This window comes from Bradyrhizobium sp. USDA 4501 (assembly GCF_054062115.1).
In genome coordinates, this window is the sequence record NZ_JBSSEX010000001.1 from 577,077 (window position 1) to 592,539 (window position 15,463).

Consider the following 15,463-nt stretch of genomic DNA (forward strand, 5'->3'; position numbering starts at 1 on the left):
GAACTGTCAGAATACAAGCAACGGTGGCGACGTGAAGGCCCGCTTCTTCATCCGGTAACCTGTTCCGACGCCGCCGGCAGGATCGCGGCGGCGGCCGGGCGTGGCGCGGCGCGGTGTACATCGAGCAGCCGCACGCCGAAGCGATCGCGCAAGGCCGGCCAGAGGCCGCGCGGCGCCACGATCATCACCACGACGGCGATGATGCCGAGCCCCACCAGATACCAGCCGCCGGACAGGCCGAGTGGGCCGGTCATCAGCTCACGCAGGCCGAAGAAGATGATGACGCCGAGGATAGGGCCTTCCAGGGTTCCGATACCGCCGATGATCACGATGAACATCATGTAGACGGACCAGTTGACGTCGAAGGCCGCCAGCGGCGCGATGAACAGATTGCCCATGAAGCTGAGCGCGCCGGCTAGCCCGCATCCCGCCGCCGAGAGCACGAAGGCGACGAAACGATTGTGCCGGACGTCAACGCCGACGCTCATCGCGGCAAGATCATTGTCGCGCACGCTCATCAGCCCGAGCCCGAAGCTCGACGTCATCATCCTGTACAGCGCCGCGATGGTCACGAGCGTCAGGCCGCCGGCGAGCCAGAACATCGTCGGCTCGAACCAGTCGAAATCGATCAGCTTGCTGGTCGCGAGCGGCACGCCCGACGTGCCGCCGACGGCCTGCGACTTCATCGTAAACGCGCCGATGATCTCGGCGAACACCCAGATCGCAATCGAGAAATAGGCGTCGCGAAGCCGAAACAGCGGAAAGGCGATGATCGCTGCAACGGCGCCCGCCACCAGCGGCGCGACCGGCAGCACCCAGATCGGCGTAACCTCGAGCCAGCCCGAGGTCAGGAACAGCGCATAAGCGCCGAAGGCGATGAAGACCTGGTGGCCAAGCGAGACCAGCCCGGCATAACCCGCCAGCAGGTTCCACATCTGCGCCATCGTCAGCAAGAGTAGGCACTCGGTCGCGAGCCGCAGGAATCCCTCGTTCAGCACGAAGGGCGCGCCGGCAATCACCGCGACGAGCACGATGGCAGAGGCCGCAAGAATGGTACGTGTCGGCATCGGCATCACACCCTGCTCGACACGAGACCCGACGGGCGGATCAGCAGCATGATGAAGAACAGGAGGTGCGCATAGAGCAGCCCGGCATTCGGATCGATTTTCAGCCCGATCAATTGCGCCATGCCGAGCGCGATGCCGCCGAGCAGCGCGCCCCAGAACGAGCCGAGCCCGCCCAGCACCACGACCTCGAACGCGATCAGGAGCCGCTCGGCACCCGAGAACGGCGTGAAGCTCGAGCGCACCGCCAGCAGCACGCCGCCGATCGCGCCGAGCGCGAGCGACAGGCCCATGACATAGTTATAGACCCGGTCCGGCTTGACGCCGGACAGCCGAACGATATCGCGGCGGTCGGCGGTGGCGCGCACGATCCGGCCGAACTCGGTATGACGCAACACGCGCTGCAGCGCCATGAACAGCAGCGCGGCCAGCACCAGTGTCAGCAGCGGCATGATGCCGATATTGAGGCCCGCGATCTCGAGGCTGGCGCGCGAGAGCTCGCCGACCTGGAGGCTGCGCACGTCGGCGCCGAACACCTCGACCATCACGTTACGCAGAATGACAGAAACGCCGAAGGTCAGCAGCAGCGGCGATAGCGGATCGGGCGAGGTCACCACCCGGTTGACGATGGCGGCCTGGTAGAGCCATCCGACCGCAAAGGACAGCGCGATCACTGGGATCAGCATCAAGAGGGGCGAGACCTGCGGAAACAGGTTGGCCAGCAGCACGGCGCAGAACGCGCTCAGCACCATGAACTCGCCATGGGCGATATTGACGACGCGCATCACGCCGAACACCAGCGCGAGCCCGATGCCGAGCAGCCCATAGAGCCCGCCGAGCAGAGCCCCGTTGATCAATGTCTCAACCCAGATCATGTCGTGCCAATCCTGGCTAGTTACCGAAATAGGCGTGCGTTAGCTGCTCCGGCTGCAACCCTTGCGCCGGGCCGGTCAGCGACACCCGCCCCTTCAACAGGCAATAGATCCGCTCCGAGGTCGCGAGCGCACGCTTGACGTCCTGCTCGACCAGCACGACCGCGGTGCCCTCGCGGCGGATGTCGGCAAAGGAGCGGTAGATCTGCTCGACTACGACCGGCGCGAGCCCGAGCGAGATCTCGTCGCACAGCAGGAGCCGCGGGTTCGACATCAGCGCGCGGCCGATCGCCGCCATTTGTTGCTGGCCGCCGGAGAGCTGGCCGGGAAACATCCGCCGCCGCTCCTCGAGGATCGGGAACAGGTCGAACACCCGCCGCAGGGTCCAGCTGCCTTTGCGCCGATTGACGCTGCCCATCAAGAGGTTCTCCTCGATCGTCAGCGAGTCGAACAGCAGGCGGCCCTCGGGCACCATGATGAGGCCGAGCCGCGACACATCTTCGGCCGGCATCTGCGAGATATCGATGCCGTCGAACTGCACGGCCCCGCGCCGCTCCTCGTTGAGACCGACCAGCGCCTTCAGGAACGTCGACTTGCCGGCGCCGTTGGCGCCGACCAGCGCCACCGCCTCGCCGTCCGCGACGGTGAAGTTCATGTCGAACACGGCTTGCAGGTCGCCGTAGAAGATTTGCAGGCCGTTCACATTAAGCAACGCCATCGGCCTTCAATCCCATGTAGATCTCGCGCACCACGGCGCTGTCCATGACCTCGGCCGGCGGTCCCTCCAGCACCTTGCGGCCGAAGTCGAGCACCAGGATGCGATCCGACACCGCGCGCAGCGCGTGCGGAATGTGCTCGATCCAGATCGTGGCATGGTCGGCCTTCACCGACTGGATGATGGCAACGAGGCGCTCGACCTCGGGCTCCGTGAGACCGGCCGCGATCTCGTCGAGCAGGATCAGTTTCGGCTTCGAGGCCAGCGCCTTGGCGAATTCCAGCCGCTTGCGGTCGATCAGCGGCAATGCGCCGGCGAGCTTGTCCGCCTTGGCGTCGAGCCCGGTGCGCTGCAGCACCTCCATGGTCCAGCTCGATGCCGCCTCGCCGGTGAGGCCGGCGCCGTAGGATGCCGCGACCAGCGCGTTCTCATAGACCGACAGATGCGGGAACGGCTGCGGAATCTGGAACGCTCGCCCGAGCCCCATCCGCGCCCGGCGGTGCGGCGGCAGGCCTGATATCTCCCTGTCGTCGAGCATGATCGAGCCGCCGTCGGCCGTGAGCAGGCCGACGATCAGGTTGAGCAGCGAACTCTTGCCGGCGCCGTTCGGGCCGATCACGCCGAGGCACTCGCCGCGCGCCAGCGCGAAGCTGACATTGTCGGCGACCACGATCTCGCCGAAGCGCTTGGACAGCCCGCTGACGCGCAGAAGCGGTGCCATCTCAGGCCAGCTTGGAGAGCAGCTGGAGATCGGCCTGCTTCGGGATGAACGGTGCCGTTCCGTTGTGCACGATCAGGAGCTCGTATTTCGACTTGCCGCCCTTGGCCTTGCGCCATTGCCCGCCCGACAGCGAGGTCACCGCGACGTTCTTGATCGGGCTGTCCTTGAACTTGACCCGGCCGACCACGGTCTCCATGTCGAGGCCGGCGATCGCATCTCGCAATGAGTTCTTGTCCTTGGGATCGCTGTTCTGCAACGCCGCGAGCCCGACCTCCCACAGCGCATGGGCGTAGCCGATCGGCTGGGTCCACTGCTTGCCTGTCGTCTTCTCCCACTCCGCGGCGAGCTCGCCAGCGCTCTGCCCGGTCAGCGAGGACTTGAACGGATAGGCCGGCGTCCACCACACCTCGGTCGACATGCCGTCGCCGCGATCGCCGAGCGCATTCACCGCAGCCGGGAACAGGAAGGCCGCCGCCACCGTGCAGATCTGCGGCTTGAAACCGGCCTGCGCCGCCTGATTCCACAGCGTCACCCAGTGATTGCTGAAGGTGAAGCCGGAGACGATGTCGACGCCGTTGTTCTTGAACAGCGCGATCTGGTTGGTGAAGTCGTCGGTCGCGATCTGGAATTTGCCGGCCGAGAACTCCTGATAGCCCGCTCCCGAGATGCCCGCCGGCAGGCCGAGCTTCGGATCGGAGAACGCCTGGCCCGGCGGGTTGTCGATGTAGAGCGTGCCGACCTTCTTGTTGGTGTCGACCGACTGCCACATGCCCAAGAAATTTTTCGCAACGTCGTCGGCGCCCCAGAAGAAATGGTAGCTGTAGGGAAAACCCTTGTCCGGCGTCGACTTGCGCGGGAACATCCAGCCCTGCCACGGCACCATGGTCGAGATGGTGGGAATGCCGCGGGCGTCGGCGAGCTCCTGCACCGGCGGCTGGGCGTCGCCGTCCTCGATCAGGATCAGGTCGCACTTCTCACGCAGCACCAGCTCGCTCGCGATCACCGACGAGCGGTTCGGATCGGATTGATTGTCCTTGAACACCAGCTCGACCTGATAGGTCTTGCCGCCGATCTTCAGACCATCCTTCAGCCGCGCCTTGATGCGCTCATGGATCCAGGGATCGGGCTCGGCGAACTGCGCGCGGACGCCGGAGAGGCAGCCGACCCAGCCGATCTTGATGGTGTTGCCGGCAGCCCGCGCGACATTGACCAGCGGCACGTTCATCGCCGATGCCAGACCGGTGGCACCGGCCGCTTTCAAGAGCGTGCGCCGATTGAGCCGGCCGGATGCCGTATTGTTCTTTGTCTCAGTCATGTCCCTCTCCCTCCACAACCAATGAAAATGCCTGACCGCGGCTCACGCAGCAGATCGCTGGATCGCCGCACGGCTCACCGCGGCGAATTTGCACAAGGTGTTTTCGATGATCTGGCGCGGGATGCCGCGCACGATGAAGACGAGCCGCGAGCGCCGGTCCGCCGACGGCCAGCCGGCAAGCGCGATCGGCGGATGGAACACGTGCTGCACGCCGTGCACCACCATGGGCGCGTCGGGCTGCCCGGCGACATGCACGATCGCCTTGAAGCGCAGCAGGTCCTCGCCTCTAAGCGCCGCGACATAATCGAGCCAGCGCGCGAACGCCTCCCGCTGGATCGGCTCGTCGATGATCAGGCTGTAGGACGATACGCCGGTGTCGTGCGCGTGGTGACTGTGGTGGCTGCACGCCTCGCCGTCGCAATGGTGATCCCCGTGATGGTGCGGCGTGTTCGCCGCCTGCGCTGCCAGATCGAACCAGCGCACCACATCAGCGGAGCGCGCCGCCGGATCGAACAGCCCGGCATCGAGGACTTTTGCCGGATCGACGATCCCGTTCCGCACGTGTGAGCGCGTTGCGACCGGATTGATCGCCGCAAGCTGCGCATCGAGCCGCGCCAGTGCATCATCGGCGGCAAGGTCGGTCTTGGTCACGAGCAGCCGGTCGGCGACGGCGATCTGCCTGACGGCTTCGCTGTGCGCCGCAAGAGTGTGCGTACCATTAACCGCATCGACGGTCGCGACCACGCCGTCGATCCGGTAGCGGCCGACGATATCGGACGCCGTCATCAGCGTGTGCAGCACGGGCACGGGATCGGCGAGCCCGGTGGTCTCGACCAGCACCCGGTGGAATGGCTGGATCGTGCCGTCAGCGCGGCGCGATGCGAGGTCGGCCAGCGTCTCGATCAGGTCCTCGCGCACCGAGCAGCAGATGCAGCCATTGTCGAGCAGCGCCAGGCGGTCCTCGCTGCTCTCGACCAAAAGGTGATCCAACGCCACCTCGCCGAACTCGTTGATGATGGCGACGACGCCATTGAGCTCTGGCTGGCGCAGCAAATAGTTCAGCACCGTGGTCTTGCCGCTGCCGAGGAAACCGGTCAGCACCGTGACCGGGATCTGATCCGCCGTGCCCATCACGAGCCCCGCTCGTAAACCTTGCGGCCCTCGAAGAAGGTCAGCTCGACCCGCGTATCGGCCAGTTGATCCGGCGGGATGTCGAAGATCATCTGGTCGAGCACGATGAGGTCGGCGGATTTGCCGACCTCGATCGAGCCGATCGACTGGCCGAGGCCGGCCGCGCGCGCGGCGTCGATTGTGTAGATGTCGATCACGGTTTTGAGGTCGAGCGCCTGCTCCGCCCACAGCGACTTGCCCGGAAAATCTCCGGTCGGATTCTGCCGCGTCACCATGCCCTCGATGCCCTGCCAGGGGTCGGGGATCGGGATCACCGGCCAGTCCGAGCCGCCGGCCATCAGTGCGCCGGCTTCCTTCAAATCCTTGTTCGGCCAGAAGCGCTGCGCGCGCTCCTCGCCCATCGCGGCCTTGTGCGCCTCGAGGAAGATGGTCGGATACCAGATGATCGGCGACAGGTCGGCGGCGACGCCGAGCTCGGCGAAGCGCTTGACATCGTCGGGCGCGATATAGCTCGCATGCGCGATCTGATGGATCAGATGGGTCGGGCCGTTGAAGCTGCGCACGACATCGATGGCGTCGAGCGCCTGCGTCACCGCGGCGTCGCCCGCGCAATGGATCTTCGCGGCAAGGCCGAGCTTCTCGCAGCGCCCGAGCCAACGGATCAGGTCCGGCACGGTCAGCATGGTGGAGCCGCGGAAGCAGCAGCCGCGCACCGGGTCGGCCACATACGGCTCGTGGAAGGCCGCGGTCTTGGCGCCCGGCACGCCGTCGAGGAACACCTTGACATAATCGGGCTTCACATGCGCACCGCGGTAATCCTCGCGCAGCGCGAACAGCTCCTCGCCAGCCTTGCCGAACATGAAGCCCGGCTCGACCACCGGCATCGCGCACACCGCCCAGGCGGTCAGCTCACCGCGGTCGTCGAGCCCCTTCAGCGCCGCCATGATCGGCTGCATGCTGGCAGCGTCGATGAAGGCGGTGACGCCATAGGCGTTCAGCACCGAGATCGAGCGCGCCACCGCCGCGCGGTCCATCTCGGCCGTGTAGTGGCCGGAGGCCGCGAGCGCCCGCTCGACCAGGCCGGAGGCGGCCTCGATCATGATGCCGGTCAGCGTTCCGGTCTTGAGGTCGCGGCCGATTTCGCCGTCGGTCGGATCAGCCGTGTCGGCCGCAACGCCGGCCAGCCGCAGCGCCGCCGAGCTCGCCCAGCGATTATGATAGGTGTCGTCGCGCAATACGACGGGATGCCCGAGGCAGGCAGCGTCCAGCAGCGCGCAGGACTCCGCGGTGTTCATCTCGTTCAGGAGATTATTGCCGAACTGCCCGCCGACGATCCAGGCGCCCGGCGCAGCCGCTGACGCGGCCTTGTGCAGGGTTTCGGCGATCCTTGGAATGCTGTCGGCGTTGGAGAAGCGCAGCTCGTAAAGATCGGCCTGTCCACCCATCATGATGTGATTGTGGATGTCGACGATCCCCGGCATCGCCATGCGTCCGCCGAGATCGACGGTCGCCGTTTCCTCGCCGATGAGCGCCGCGACGTCGCGTTCCTCGCCCACCGCGATGAACCGGCCGGCCTTGACGGCTGCGCAGCTTGCCCAGGGCTGCCCGCGGTTCGACGTGTAGATCCGGCCGTTGCGGAAGACCGTGTCGGCGAATGTCCTGTTCATACAGATCAAACTTCTCGATTGGGAAAGCCTGGAGCGATCAGCCTCTCACCGTGCGGTGCACAAGGCTGAACCGCGCACGACGCCGGCATGATGGCCAAACGTTCGGCATGTCGGCATTTGGAACAATCCACCGTCCGGTGGATGCTCCGCCGCTTCCCCGCGAGCGCAGGGCTATTGCGTATTGCCTGCCTCCGCAGGGGCGCACTGCCAAAACATCGAAAACAACCCCATGCACAGTAGCCGGCGGCGTGCCGGCACTCGACATGGCGACTTTGACATGTCGGGCAAATCAGCGTTACTATTCTATTATTCCGAAACCGCGCGACGCGCCTCAGAACCCTAGCGCCAGTCCGTCCTTGCGGTGGTCCGAAGCGCCGAACAGGACGCCGCGGGCGTGGTCGATGCGGATCGCCTGGCAGCCGCCGATCGGCTCCTCCGAGAACCGCGCATCGTGGCCGCGGGCGCGAAGGTCGTCGCGTATCCCGGGAGAAATGGTCGTCTCCAGCGACAGCGCGCCGTCGAAGGCAAAGGAGCGCGGCGCCTCGGCCGCGGCCTGGATGTTCATCTTCATGTCGAAGATGTTCGACAGCAGATTGGCGTGGCCCGCGGCCTGGTAGTGCCCGCCCATCACGCCGAACGACATCACGGTCTTGCCGTCCTTGCGCAGAAGGCCCGGAATGATCGTATGCATCGGCCGCTTGCGCGGCCCGAGCGAATTGGGATGTCCCGGTTTGGCGCGAAAGCTCCAGCCGCGGTTGTGCAGCAGGATGCCCGATTTCGGCGCGTAGATGCCGCTGCCGAACGGATAGAACAGCGAGTTGATCAGCGAGACGGCGTTGAGATCGCGGTCGACCACCGTGACATAGACGGTGTCGCGATGCTCGATATCGTCCCAGGTCGCGGGCGCGGATGCGCGGCGCATGTCGATTTTTCCACGGATTCTCTCGATATAGTCGTCGGCAAGGAATGCGGCCGGATCGACCTTGCTGGTGGCGGGATCGCAAAAGAAGGCGTCGCGCGCGCGGTAGGCCGCCTTGGTGGCTTCAGCCAGCAGATGGATGCGATCGGCCTCTCCGAGCTTGCCGACATCGAAGCCTGCAAGCGTCCGCAGGATCATCAGTGCGGCCAGGCCCTGCCCGTTCGGCGGGCACTCGACCACGTCGTGGTCGTGGTAGCGCGCCGAGATCGGGTGCACATAGTCGGAGGCTTGGGCGGCGAAATCGTCGGTGCTGTGGGCGCCGCCCAGGGCACGCAAGATAGCCACCATCTCGTCGGCAGCCTCGCCCGTGTAGAACGCGTTGCGTCCGTGCTGCGCGATCCGGCGAAGGGTGCGGCCGAGCGCGGGTTGCGTACGGATGTCGCCGACCTCAGGCGCCTTGCCGCCGGGCAGGAACTGCGCCGCCGCATTGCCGTCGATCTCGATCCGGGCCCGGAAGCGGCGCCAGTCCTCCGCGACGCGGGGCGTCACGCAAAAGCCCCGCTCGGCAGCCGCGATCGCCGGTCGGAAGATCTCCTCCAGGGACCTGCTGCCATGATCGGCGACCAGCCGGCACCACGCATCGATCGCGCCGGGCACGGTGACGGCCTCGGGCGCGGTCGGCGGAATGTCGCGCGCGCCGCTTGCGGCAAATTTCTCGGCATCGGTTGCGGCCGGCGTGCGGCCCGAGCCGTTCAGCGCGATCGGCTCGCCGGCGTCAGGTGAATACAGCGCGAAGCAGTCGCCACCGATCCCGGTCATCTGCGGCTCGACGACGCCCTGCACCGCGACCGCCGCCACCGCGGCATCGACGGCATTGCCGCCGGCCTTCAGCATCTCGACCGCGGCCAGCGTCGCCTGCGGGTGCGAGGTCGCGGCCATGCCACGCTCCGCAACCGCCACCGAACGGCCGACGGCCATGAAATCGCGCATGTCGTTTCCTTCAATGTTGTGAGCGGCCGCCGCTCGCCAACATTGTCGAAAACGACACCGGTCCTCGCGGAGGACTCTCGTTTGGCCACCGGGCAGGCAGCAATCCACCCAACGGTGGATCGGTGAATACGGACGAGGGTTGTCACACCTCTCGGACGCGGCGAATTGATCCGGCGGCAACCGGGCAAAACCTGTCAAACCTGCGCGTGAGGAATTCTTTCGGCCTATCTGAATAGTTGCGTGCTCGGCGGCAATTCTGTGGTGGGTAACTGGTTGCCAAGCCCGGAGCGCGATGGCACGCTGCCACGATCAATTTAGCTCATGTCGATTGCCAATGCCGATGTCATCTCTCAGAGAGCTTCATGGCGCCAGGCGAAGTCGGTTCGGTTGGGGGGCTGGTTGGTTACGCATTGCCTCGTCTCTGGTCTCACTGTCATGCTGCGCCGTCGTTCACGACGTGCGTGCGGCGTCGCCCAATGAGGAGTCGAGCCGACCCGTGACGGCATCCGAACCGTCGGCTCAATCCGATGCCGACGGAGGTGTATTGCCGGACGCGGACCGAGCGTCGCCCGAGGCTCCGTCGACGACGCCAGGCGAGAAGCAACCTGAGCAGGTATCCACGGCCAACGTTGCCGGCTCGTTCAAGGTCGCCCCGGACAATATTGATACAGTTCTGGTCCTGGACGAATGCTTTGTTGCCGAGGCGTGCATCGACCGGTTCCTTGGCGCGCTCTACACGCGAGCGCCGAAGACCGACTGGATCGTCGTGTACGAAAAAAAGGACGTGATCATCAAACGGAAGCGCAAGCTGATCACGGTCACGCGCAGCATCCCGAAGCGGGTCGAAAATGACTTCGGATGGAAGGACCCCAAGGCGGCAGAAAGAGCCCGCATGCCTCTGATGGATTACGTGATCGGAGGGATGGATCGAGCCTTCAAGCAAAAGCTGTTCTATATGCTCCACGCAGCGGAGCAGGCCGGACTGGCACCCGGGATCACAAGCGGATTTCGCGATGACTACCGCCAATCGATTGCAAGCGGGCTGAAGGCCGCAAATGACAAGTCCTATCACGGCGGCAGCTCGCGTGGAGGCTATGGTCACGGGCTCGCCGCAGACGTCGTCAGCATGAATGGCGGGAGCAAGGAGGAGCGTGCAACCGAGACCAAGCGATTATGGAAATGGATCGACGAGCACGAAAAGCAGTTCGGAGTCGGACGTCCATACTTGAATGGAGACCCAGCGCATCTCGCACCGGTCGATGGTCGGGAGTATGCTGCTCATCGTACGGTATCAAGGCACACAAAGCTGGCCGGCAAGCGACATACCCGAATCGCAGCATCTTCCAGACATGGCGTGACGACGCGCGCAAAGTCAAAGGCAGCGTCGAAGGCCGCGACGACGAAACTCAGCTCGCGCCTCTGATTGGCCTACCCCTCCTGCGCTTCGTGCGCTCCGGCGCCCCAGCTCAGGGGGTGAGCTGGGGCTGACGGCGGCTTCGGAGGCCGTAGCGGCCAGCCTCCACCCATGACGTTATGCCTCTCTCCGGACTCTCATCTACCAGGAACCGCGATTGCTGCGCCGCGCTACTACTTCTGCGCTGTGGAGCATGCTTGCCGCTGAATCTGTCACTCGGGGCTAGTCCAGAATGGCAATTGCCGCGTGCGCTTGTCGATCTATCATGTCCCCAGTCGTGCGGATTGGCCGACATTTTGCCCACACCCGACCATGCACCTCGCGCGATCAGGGATCGCCGCTTCGGCCCACGGAGCGACGGTCCCGCCCAATTCCGGAAGCGACAGATCAGTTCGACGGGCAACTCAGCAAATCCTGTCAAACCTTCACGCGAAGAATATTTCGCTTTGTCAGAAGCGCCACTCGATCACCCGCATGCGCATGCGCGGGTGATGACACCGAAGAAGGGTGCGCAGTAGCGGTGCGTTGTCTCGCGCGAGAAGCATCCTTATCGGCGTCCCGGCGCAGGCCGGGACGACACGTGGAGGGAGCTGTGTGCTGGCATATTCTTCGGCGTCATCGCCCGGCTCGACCTGGCGATTCAGTGTGCCGCGGCCTCTCGATTCAAGCACAGGCATCTCTGGAATACTGGATCCCCCGCATGCGCGCATTCGCGGGTGATGACACCGCGCCGTTTGACATCTTGAATTGCGATTCATCCTCATCGACGTCCCTGCGAAAGCAGGGACCCATAACCACCGATGTTTATCGTTTCACGACGCTGGAGTAACGAATCCCGTTCACAATCCGCCGCAGCGTATGAGTCCCTGCTTTCGCAGAGACGACGTGCTGGAAGAGCCGCGGGCTCTAATCGACAGCCCGCGCCTCAATGCGGCCGCGACATCATCGCCACGACGGCGGAGCGGGTCTCGACGCCGAGCTTTTCGAAGATATGGATCAGATGCGTCTTCACCGTCGCGAGGCCGATGTTCAGGCACTCGCCGATCTCGCGGTTGGTTCGGCCGCAGCACAACAGCTCGACGACTTCCATCTCGCGCGAGGTCAGGCCAAAGCGCGCCGGCTCGTCGGCATTCGACGACAGGCGACTGGTCAGGTTGAACTCGAGATAGTCGTGGATCTTCTCCGCAATGTGCATGCTGCCGTCGGGGATCGCGCAGCCCGGCGCCCACAGCACGCTCATTCCGGCGACGATGCGGTCGTTGCGGCGGAAGAAGAACTCGATCATGTCGGCGACGCCGCATTGGCCGGCGAAGGCGCGGTAGGTCGCCGCCTCCTGGGTCGCGCATTGGTCGAGCGCCGTGCTCAGCCGCGCAATCGGCCGGTTGCTCGCCGAGCGCGGATGCAACGGATCGAGCCGGTTCATGCCGGCAAGATACTGGTCGTGGAAACTCGGCGGCACGTTGCTAGAGAGCACGAAGCGGTTGAGGGTCAAATTGCCGTCGACCTCGTAGAACGCGGTCGCCGACCCCTCGAGAATGCCGCGCGCGAACTGAATGGCCTGCGTGGTTGCCGGATCCGGTCGGCCCAGAAGCGCGATCATGACCTACCTCCCGATGTTTCCCGATGGCGAACGTCTGCGCGTCGCGTAACCGTCACGCTGAGGCACGCGCGAGCCATAGTCAAGCAAATTGCGGGCCAAACGCACGAAGCGCACATCCGGGGAAACGGTTACGCCGAAGTAACCCAACGGCCCCCTCCACCATCCGGTTGATTGCGAGCGACGCGAGCCATGCGGAACTTTCGCGCATCATCCGATGTCATTGCTGGATCAAGAATGAATTCGCGTCGCATCATGGCCGCCTTCCCGTCGGCGGCCGACGAACAGGTCACGCTCGCCAACTGGCGCCAACATCCCTTCAACGAGTGGGCATTCCGCAATGTCCGCGAATTGCTGCCCACCGCGAACATCGCGCGCGCCGCAGCGCCGGCGCCACTGTCCTTTGCGCCGCGCTATCTCGACGACCTCAGCTTCGCCAACCCGCGCGGCGAGACGGTCGGCGTCGGCGAGGCGCTGCGCGCCAGCCACACCGACGGCATCGTGGTGTCGCATCGCGGACAGGTCGCGTTCGAATGGTATGCCCATGGCCTGACGCCCGATACCCCGCACCTGATCTTCTCCGTCAGCAAGTCGGTCGCCGGAACGCTCGGCGGCATCCTCGCCGATCAGGGCAAGCTCGACCCCGACGCGCCGGTGATGCGCTACATCCCGGAGATGGAGGGCTCGGTCTATGGCGGCAGCTGCACGGTGCGGCATCTGCTCGACATGAGCGTCGGCATCCGCTTCGACGAGGATTACATGGCGCGCGACGGCGACGTCATCAACTACCGGCGCTCGACCGGCTGGGAGCTGCCCGATCCGGCGATTCCGCCGAGCAATCTGCGCGACTATCTGCGCACGCTGCGGCCGAACGGCGCACCGCATGGAGAGACCTTCCACTACGTCTCGACCAACACCGACGTGCTCGGCTGGGTCTATGAGCGCGCCTGCGGCATGTCCTACGCAAAGATCCTCTCCCACTATCTGTGGCAGCCGATGGGCGCCGAGCACGACGCTTACATCACGGTCGATTCACGCGGTGCCGGCCGCGTCGCCGGCGGCATCTGCGCGACACTGCGGGATCTCACCCGGTTCGGCGAGATGATGCGCAATCACGGCATCAGCAACGGACGACAGGTCGTCCCCGGCTGGTGGATCGACGACATCAGGCAGAACGGCAATGCCGAGGCCTGGTCGCGCGGCGACCTGACGAAAGTGTTTCCAAACGGCAATTACCGCAACAAGTGGTACACGCTCGATCGACGTGAAACGCCGTTTGCCGCGGTCGGCATTCATGGCCAGTGGATCTACATCGATCCGGCCAATGAGACCGTGATCGCACGCGTCTCCTCCCAGCCGCTGCCGATGGATCTCGATCTCGATCACATGTGGATGCGCGGCTATCGCGCGATCGCGGCCATGCTTGCCGGCAAGAGCTGACCGATTGCGACAGGGGGACACCATGGGACCACCGATCAACCGCCGCCGTCTGTTGCAGATCAGTGCGGCAGCAAGCCTCGGCATTGCGATGCCGCGCATCGCGCGGGCCAGTTCGAAGACGATCACGGCCGTCATGCACGCGCCGCTGCGCGCCACCGACCCGATCATGACGACGGCGTGGACCGCGCGCAACCACGGCTACATGATCTACGACACGCTGTTCTCGACCAATTCGAAATTCGAGATCAAGCCGCAGATGGTCGAGGCCTGGGAGGTCTCCGCCGACGGCCTGACCTACACTTTCCGCCTGCGGCCCGGCCTCAAATTCCATGACGGCAGCGCGGTGACGTCGGCCGACGTCATCCCTTCGCTGCAGCGCTGGGCCAAGCGCGACACGATGGGCCAGAAACTGTTCGAATTCGTTGCCGAACTGAAGGCGGTCGACGAGCGCAGCTTCCGCATGGTGCTGAGGGAGCCATGCGGCTTCGTGCTGGCGGCGCTCGGCAAGCCAACCGCCAACGTGCCCTTCATCGTGCCGGCGCGGATCGCCGCGACGCCCGCCGACCAGGCCATATCAGATCATCTCGGCTCCGGACCGTTCCGCTTCGTGACGGCGGAATTCCAGCCCGGCGTCAAGGCCGCCTATGAGAAGAACCCGGACTACGTTTCCCGCGACGAGCCGTCCGACGGCACCGGCGGCGGCAAGGTCGTCAAGATCGGCCGCTATGAATGGATCAGCGTGCCGGACTTCCAGATCGCGACCAACGCGCTTGTCAACGACGAGATCGACTATTTCGAGGTGCCGCCGCACGACCATCATCCGATGCTTGCGCGCGCCTCCAATGTCGAGCTGACCGATTACAACACGCTCGGCTTCTCCGGCATGTGCCGGATGAACTGGCTGGTGCCGCCGTTCGACCGGCCGGAGATCCGCCAGGCCGTGCTGCACGCGGTGAACCAGAAGGACTGGCTCGACACCCAGATCGGCAATCCCGATTACTACAAGATCACGCCGGCAATCTTCGTCGCCGGCACGCCGTTCGAAAGCGCGGTCGGATGGTCGACCAAGGCGGACACCGCGAAAGCCAGGGAGTTGCTCAAGCAGGGCGGCTACAAGGGCGAGCAGATCACGATCCTGCACGCGACCGACGCCCCGATCATCACCGCGCTCGGCACGGTCACGGCCGAGGCGCTGCGTTCGATCGGCATGAACGTCAGCCTGCTGGCGATGGATTGGGGTTCGGTGGTGGCACGCCGCGCCAAACAGTCGATGCCGGCCGAGGGCGGCTGGTCGCTCTACCATTCGACCTGGGCCAGCGCCGACCTCGTCAATCCGATCGGCAACGCCTGCGTCAACGGCAAGGGCAAGAACGGCGGCTTCTTCGGCTGGGTCGAGGACGCCGAGCTCGAGCGGCTGCGCGACAGCTTTGCCCGAACCGCGGCGCCGCCGGACCAGAAGGCGCTGGCCGACAAGATCCAGGCACGCGCCTACGAGGTGGTCACCCACGTCCCGACCGGGCAGTACAATCAACCGGCCGCGACGCGCAAGGCGCTGAAGGACATCGTCCGCGCGCCGGTGCCGCTGTTCTGGAATGTCGACAAGACAGGCTAGCGGTGC

12 protein-coding genes are annotated in these 15,463 nt (G+C 65.1%); 3 read left to right on the top strand and 9 right to left on the bottom strand.

Annotated elements, in window-relative coordinates:
• Nucleotides 1-47: 47 nt before the first annotated feature.
• From ACVWZM_RS02765 to ACVWZM_RS02800, 8 genes are all read right to left on the bottom strand, one after another.
• Nucleotides 48-1,067 carry a branched-chain amino acid ABC transporter permease gene (locus tag ACVWZM_RS02765; protein ID WP_076826677.1) on the bottom strand — a complete coding sequence of 340 codons (1,020 nt, stop codon included), beginning with the start codon at nucleotides 1,065-1,067 and terminating at the stop codon, nucleotides 48-50.
• 5 nt (nucleotides 1,068-1,072) lie between these two features.
• The gene (locus tag ACVWZM_RS02770; protein WP_456851763.1) at nucleotides 1,073-1,939 is read right to left on the bottom strand and encodes a branched-chain amino acid ABC transporter permease; all 867 of its coding nucleotides are present in this window, start codon (nucleotides 1,937-1,939) and stop codon (nucleotides 1,073-1,075) included.
• Nucleotides 1,940-1,955: 16 nt separating this feature from the next.
• Nucleotides 1,956-2,654 (bottom strand): ABC transporter ATP-binding protein, encoded by a 699-nt coding sequence (locus tag ACVWZM_RS02775; RefSeq protein ID WP_076826162.1) that lies wholly within the window; start codon nucleotides 2,652-2,654, stop codon nucleotides 1,956-1,958.
• The gene (locus tag ACVWZM_RS02780; protein WP_076826160.1) at nucleotides 2,641-3,372 is read right to left on the bottom strand and encodes an ABC transporter ATP-binding protein; all 732 of its coding nucleotides are present in this window, start codon (nucleotides 3,370-3,372) and stop codon (nucleotides 2,641-2,643) included. Before ACVWZM_RS02780 ends, ACVWZM_RS02775 begins: the two co-directional genes overlap by 14 nt.
• Before the next feature lies 1 nt (nucleotide 3,373).
• A complete protein-coding gene (locus ACVWZM_RS02785; RefSeq protein ID WP_310884971.1) occupies nucleotides 3,374-4,687 on the bottom strand; it encodes an ABC transporter substrate-binding protein in 1,314 nt (437 codons plus the stop codon).
• A 42-nt stretch (nucleotides 4,688-4,729) separates the two neighbouring features.
• Nucleotides 4,730-5,818, bottom strand: a complete 1,089-nt coding sequence (locus ACVWZM_RS02790) for a CobW family GTP-binding protein (RefSeq protein WP_456851765.1) — start codon at nucleotides 5,816-5,818, stop codon at nucleotides 4,730-4,732.
• On the bottom strand, nucleotides 5,818-7,485 hold the full coding sequence (locus ACVWZM_RS02795) for an amidohydrolase (protein ID WP_076826155.1): 1,668 nt from the start codon (nucleotides 7,483-7,485) through the stop codon (nucleotides 5,818-5,820). Before ACVWZM_RS02795 ends, ACVWZM_RS02790 begins: the two co-directional genes overlap by 1 nt.
• Before the next feature lie 331 nt (nucleotides 7,486-7,816).
• The gene (locus ACVWZM_RS02800) at nucleotides 7,817-9,394 is read right to left on the bottom strand and encodes a gamma-glutamyltransferase family protein (protein ID WP_456851767.1); all 1,578 of its coding nucleotides are present in this window, start codon (nucleotides 9,392-9,394) and stop codon (nucleotides 7,817-7,819) included.
• Nucleotides 9,395-9,890: 496 nt separating this feature from the next.
• Here ACVWZM_RS02800 and ACVWZM_RS02805 point away from each other — a divergent pair, with 496 nt between their 5' ends.
• Complete coding sequence (locus tag ACVWZM_RS02805) at nucleotides 9,891-10,817, top strand: D-alanyl-D-alanine carboxypeptidase family protein (RefSeq protein ID WP_456851769.1); 927 nt, start codon at nucleotides 9,891-9,893, stop codon at nucleotides 10,815-10,817.
• A gap of 916 nt (nucleotides 10,818-11,733) precedes the next feature.
• Here the strand turns inward: ACVWZM_RS02805 and ACVWZM_RS02810 are convergent.
• Nucleotides 11,734-12,408, bottom strand: coding sequence for a helix-turn-helix transcriptional regulator (locus ACVWZM_RS02810; protein ID WP_028345120.1), 675 nt, complete (start codon nucleotides 12,406-12,408; stop codon nucleotides 11,734-11,736).
• Nucleotides 12,409-12,642: 234 nt separating this feature from the next.
• Between ACVWZM_RS02810 and ACVWZM_RS02815 the strand changes: the two genes are divergently transcribed.
• Both ACVWZM_RS02815 and ACVWZM_RS02820 read left to right on the top strand, forming a co-directional pair.
• Entirely contained in the window at nucleotides 12,643-13,845 is a 1,203-nt protein-coding gene (locus ACVWZM_RS02815; RefSeq protein WP_456851771.1) for a serine hydrolase domain-containing protein, read from the top strand.
• A gap of 22 nt (nucleotides 13,846-13,867) precedes the next feature.
• Entirely contained in the window at nucleotides 13,868-15,457 is a 1,590-nt protein-coding gene (locus ACVWZM_RS02820; protein WP_456851773.1) for an ABC transporter substrate-binding protein, read from the top strand.
• Nucleotides 15,458-15,463: the final 6 nt, after the last annotated feature.

Excerpts from the sequence above, each read along its gene's own strand:
- ACVWZM_RS02800 (WP_456851767.1), bottom strand. The coding sequence starts at position 9,394 with ATGCGCGATTTCATGGCCGTCGGCCGTTCGGTGGCGGTTGCGGAGCGT.
- ACVWZM_RS02795 (WP_076826155.1), bottom strand. The coding sequence starts at position 7,485 with ATGAACAGGACATTCGCCGACACGGTCTTCCGCAACGGCCGGATCTAC.
- ACVWZM_RS02775 (WP_076826162.1), bottom strand. The coding sequence starts at position 2,654 with ATGGCGTTGCTTAATGTGAACGGCCTGCAAATCTTCTACGGCGACCTG.
- ACVWZM_RS02765 (WP_076826677.1), bottom strand. The coding sequence starts at position 1,067 with ATGCCGACACGTACCATTCTTGCGGCCTCTGCCATCGTGCTCGTCGCG.
- ACVWZM_RS02790 (WP_456851765.1), bottom strand. The coding sequence starts at position 5,818 with ATGGGCACGGCGGATCAGATCCCGGTCACGGTGCTGACCGGTTTCCTC.
- ACVWZM_RS02785 (WP_310884971.1), bottom strand. The coding sequence starts at position 4,687 with ATGACTGAGACAAAGAACAATACGGCATCCGGCCGGCTCAATCGGCGC.
- ACVWZM_RS02810 (WP_028345120.1), bottom strand. The coding sequence starts at position 12,408 with ATGATCGCGCTTCTGGGCCGACCGGATCCGGCAACCACGCAGGCCATT.
- ACVWZM_RS02815 (WP_456851771.1), top strand. The coding sequence starts at position 12,643 with ATGAATTCGCGTCGCATCATGGCCGCCTTCCCGTCGGCGGCCGACGAA.
- ACVWZM_RS02770 (WP_456851763.1), bottom strand. The coding sequence starts at position 1,939 with ATGATCTGGGTTGAGACATTGATCAACGGGGCTCTGCTCGGCGGGCTC.
- ACVWZM_RS02820 (WP_456851773.1), top strand. The coding sequence starts at position 13,868 with ATGGGACCACCGATCAACCGCCGCCGTCTGTTGCAGATCAGTGCGGCA.
- ACVWZM_RS02780 (WP_076826160.1), bottom strand. The coding sequence starts at position 3,372 with ATGGCACCGCTTCTGCGCGTCAGCGGGCTGTCCAAGCGCTTCGGCGAG.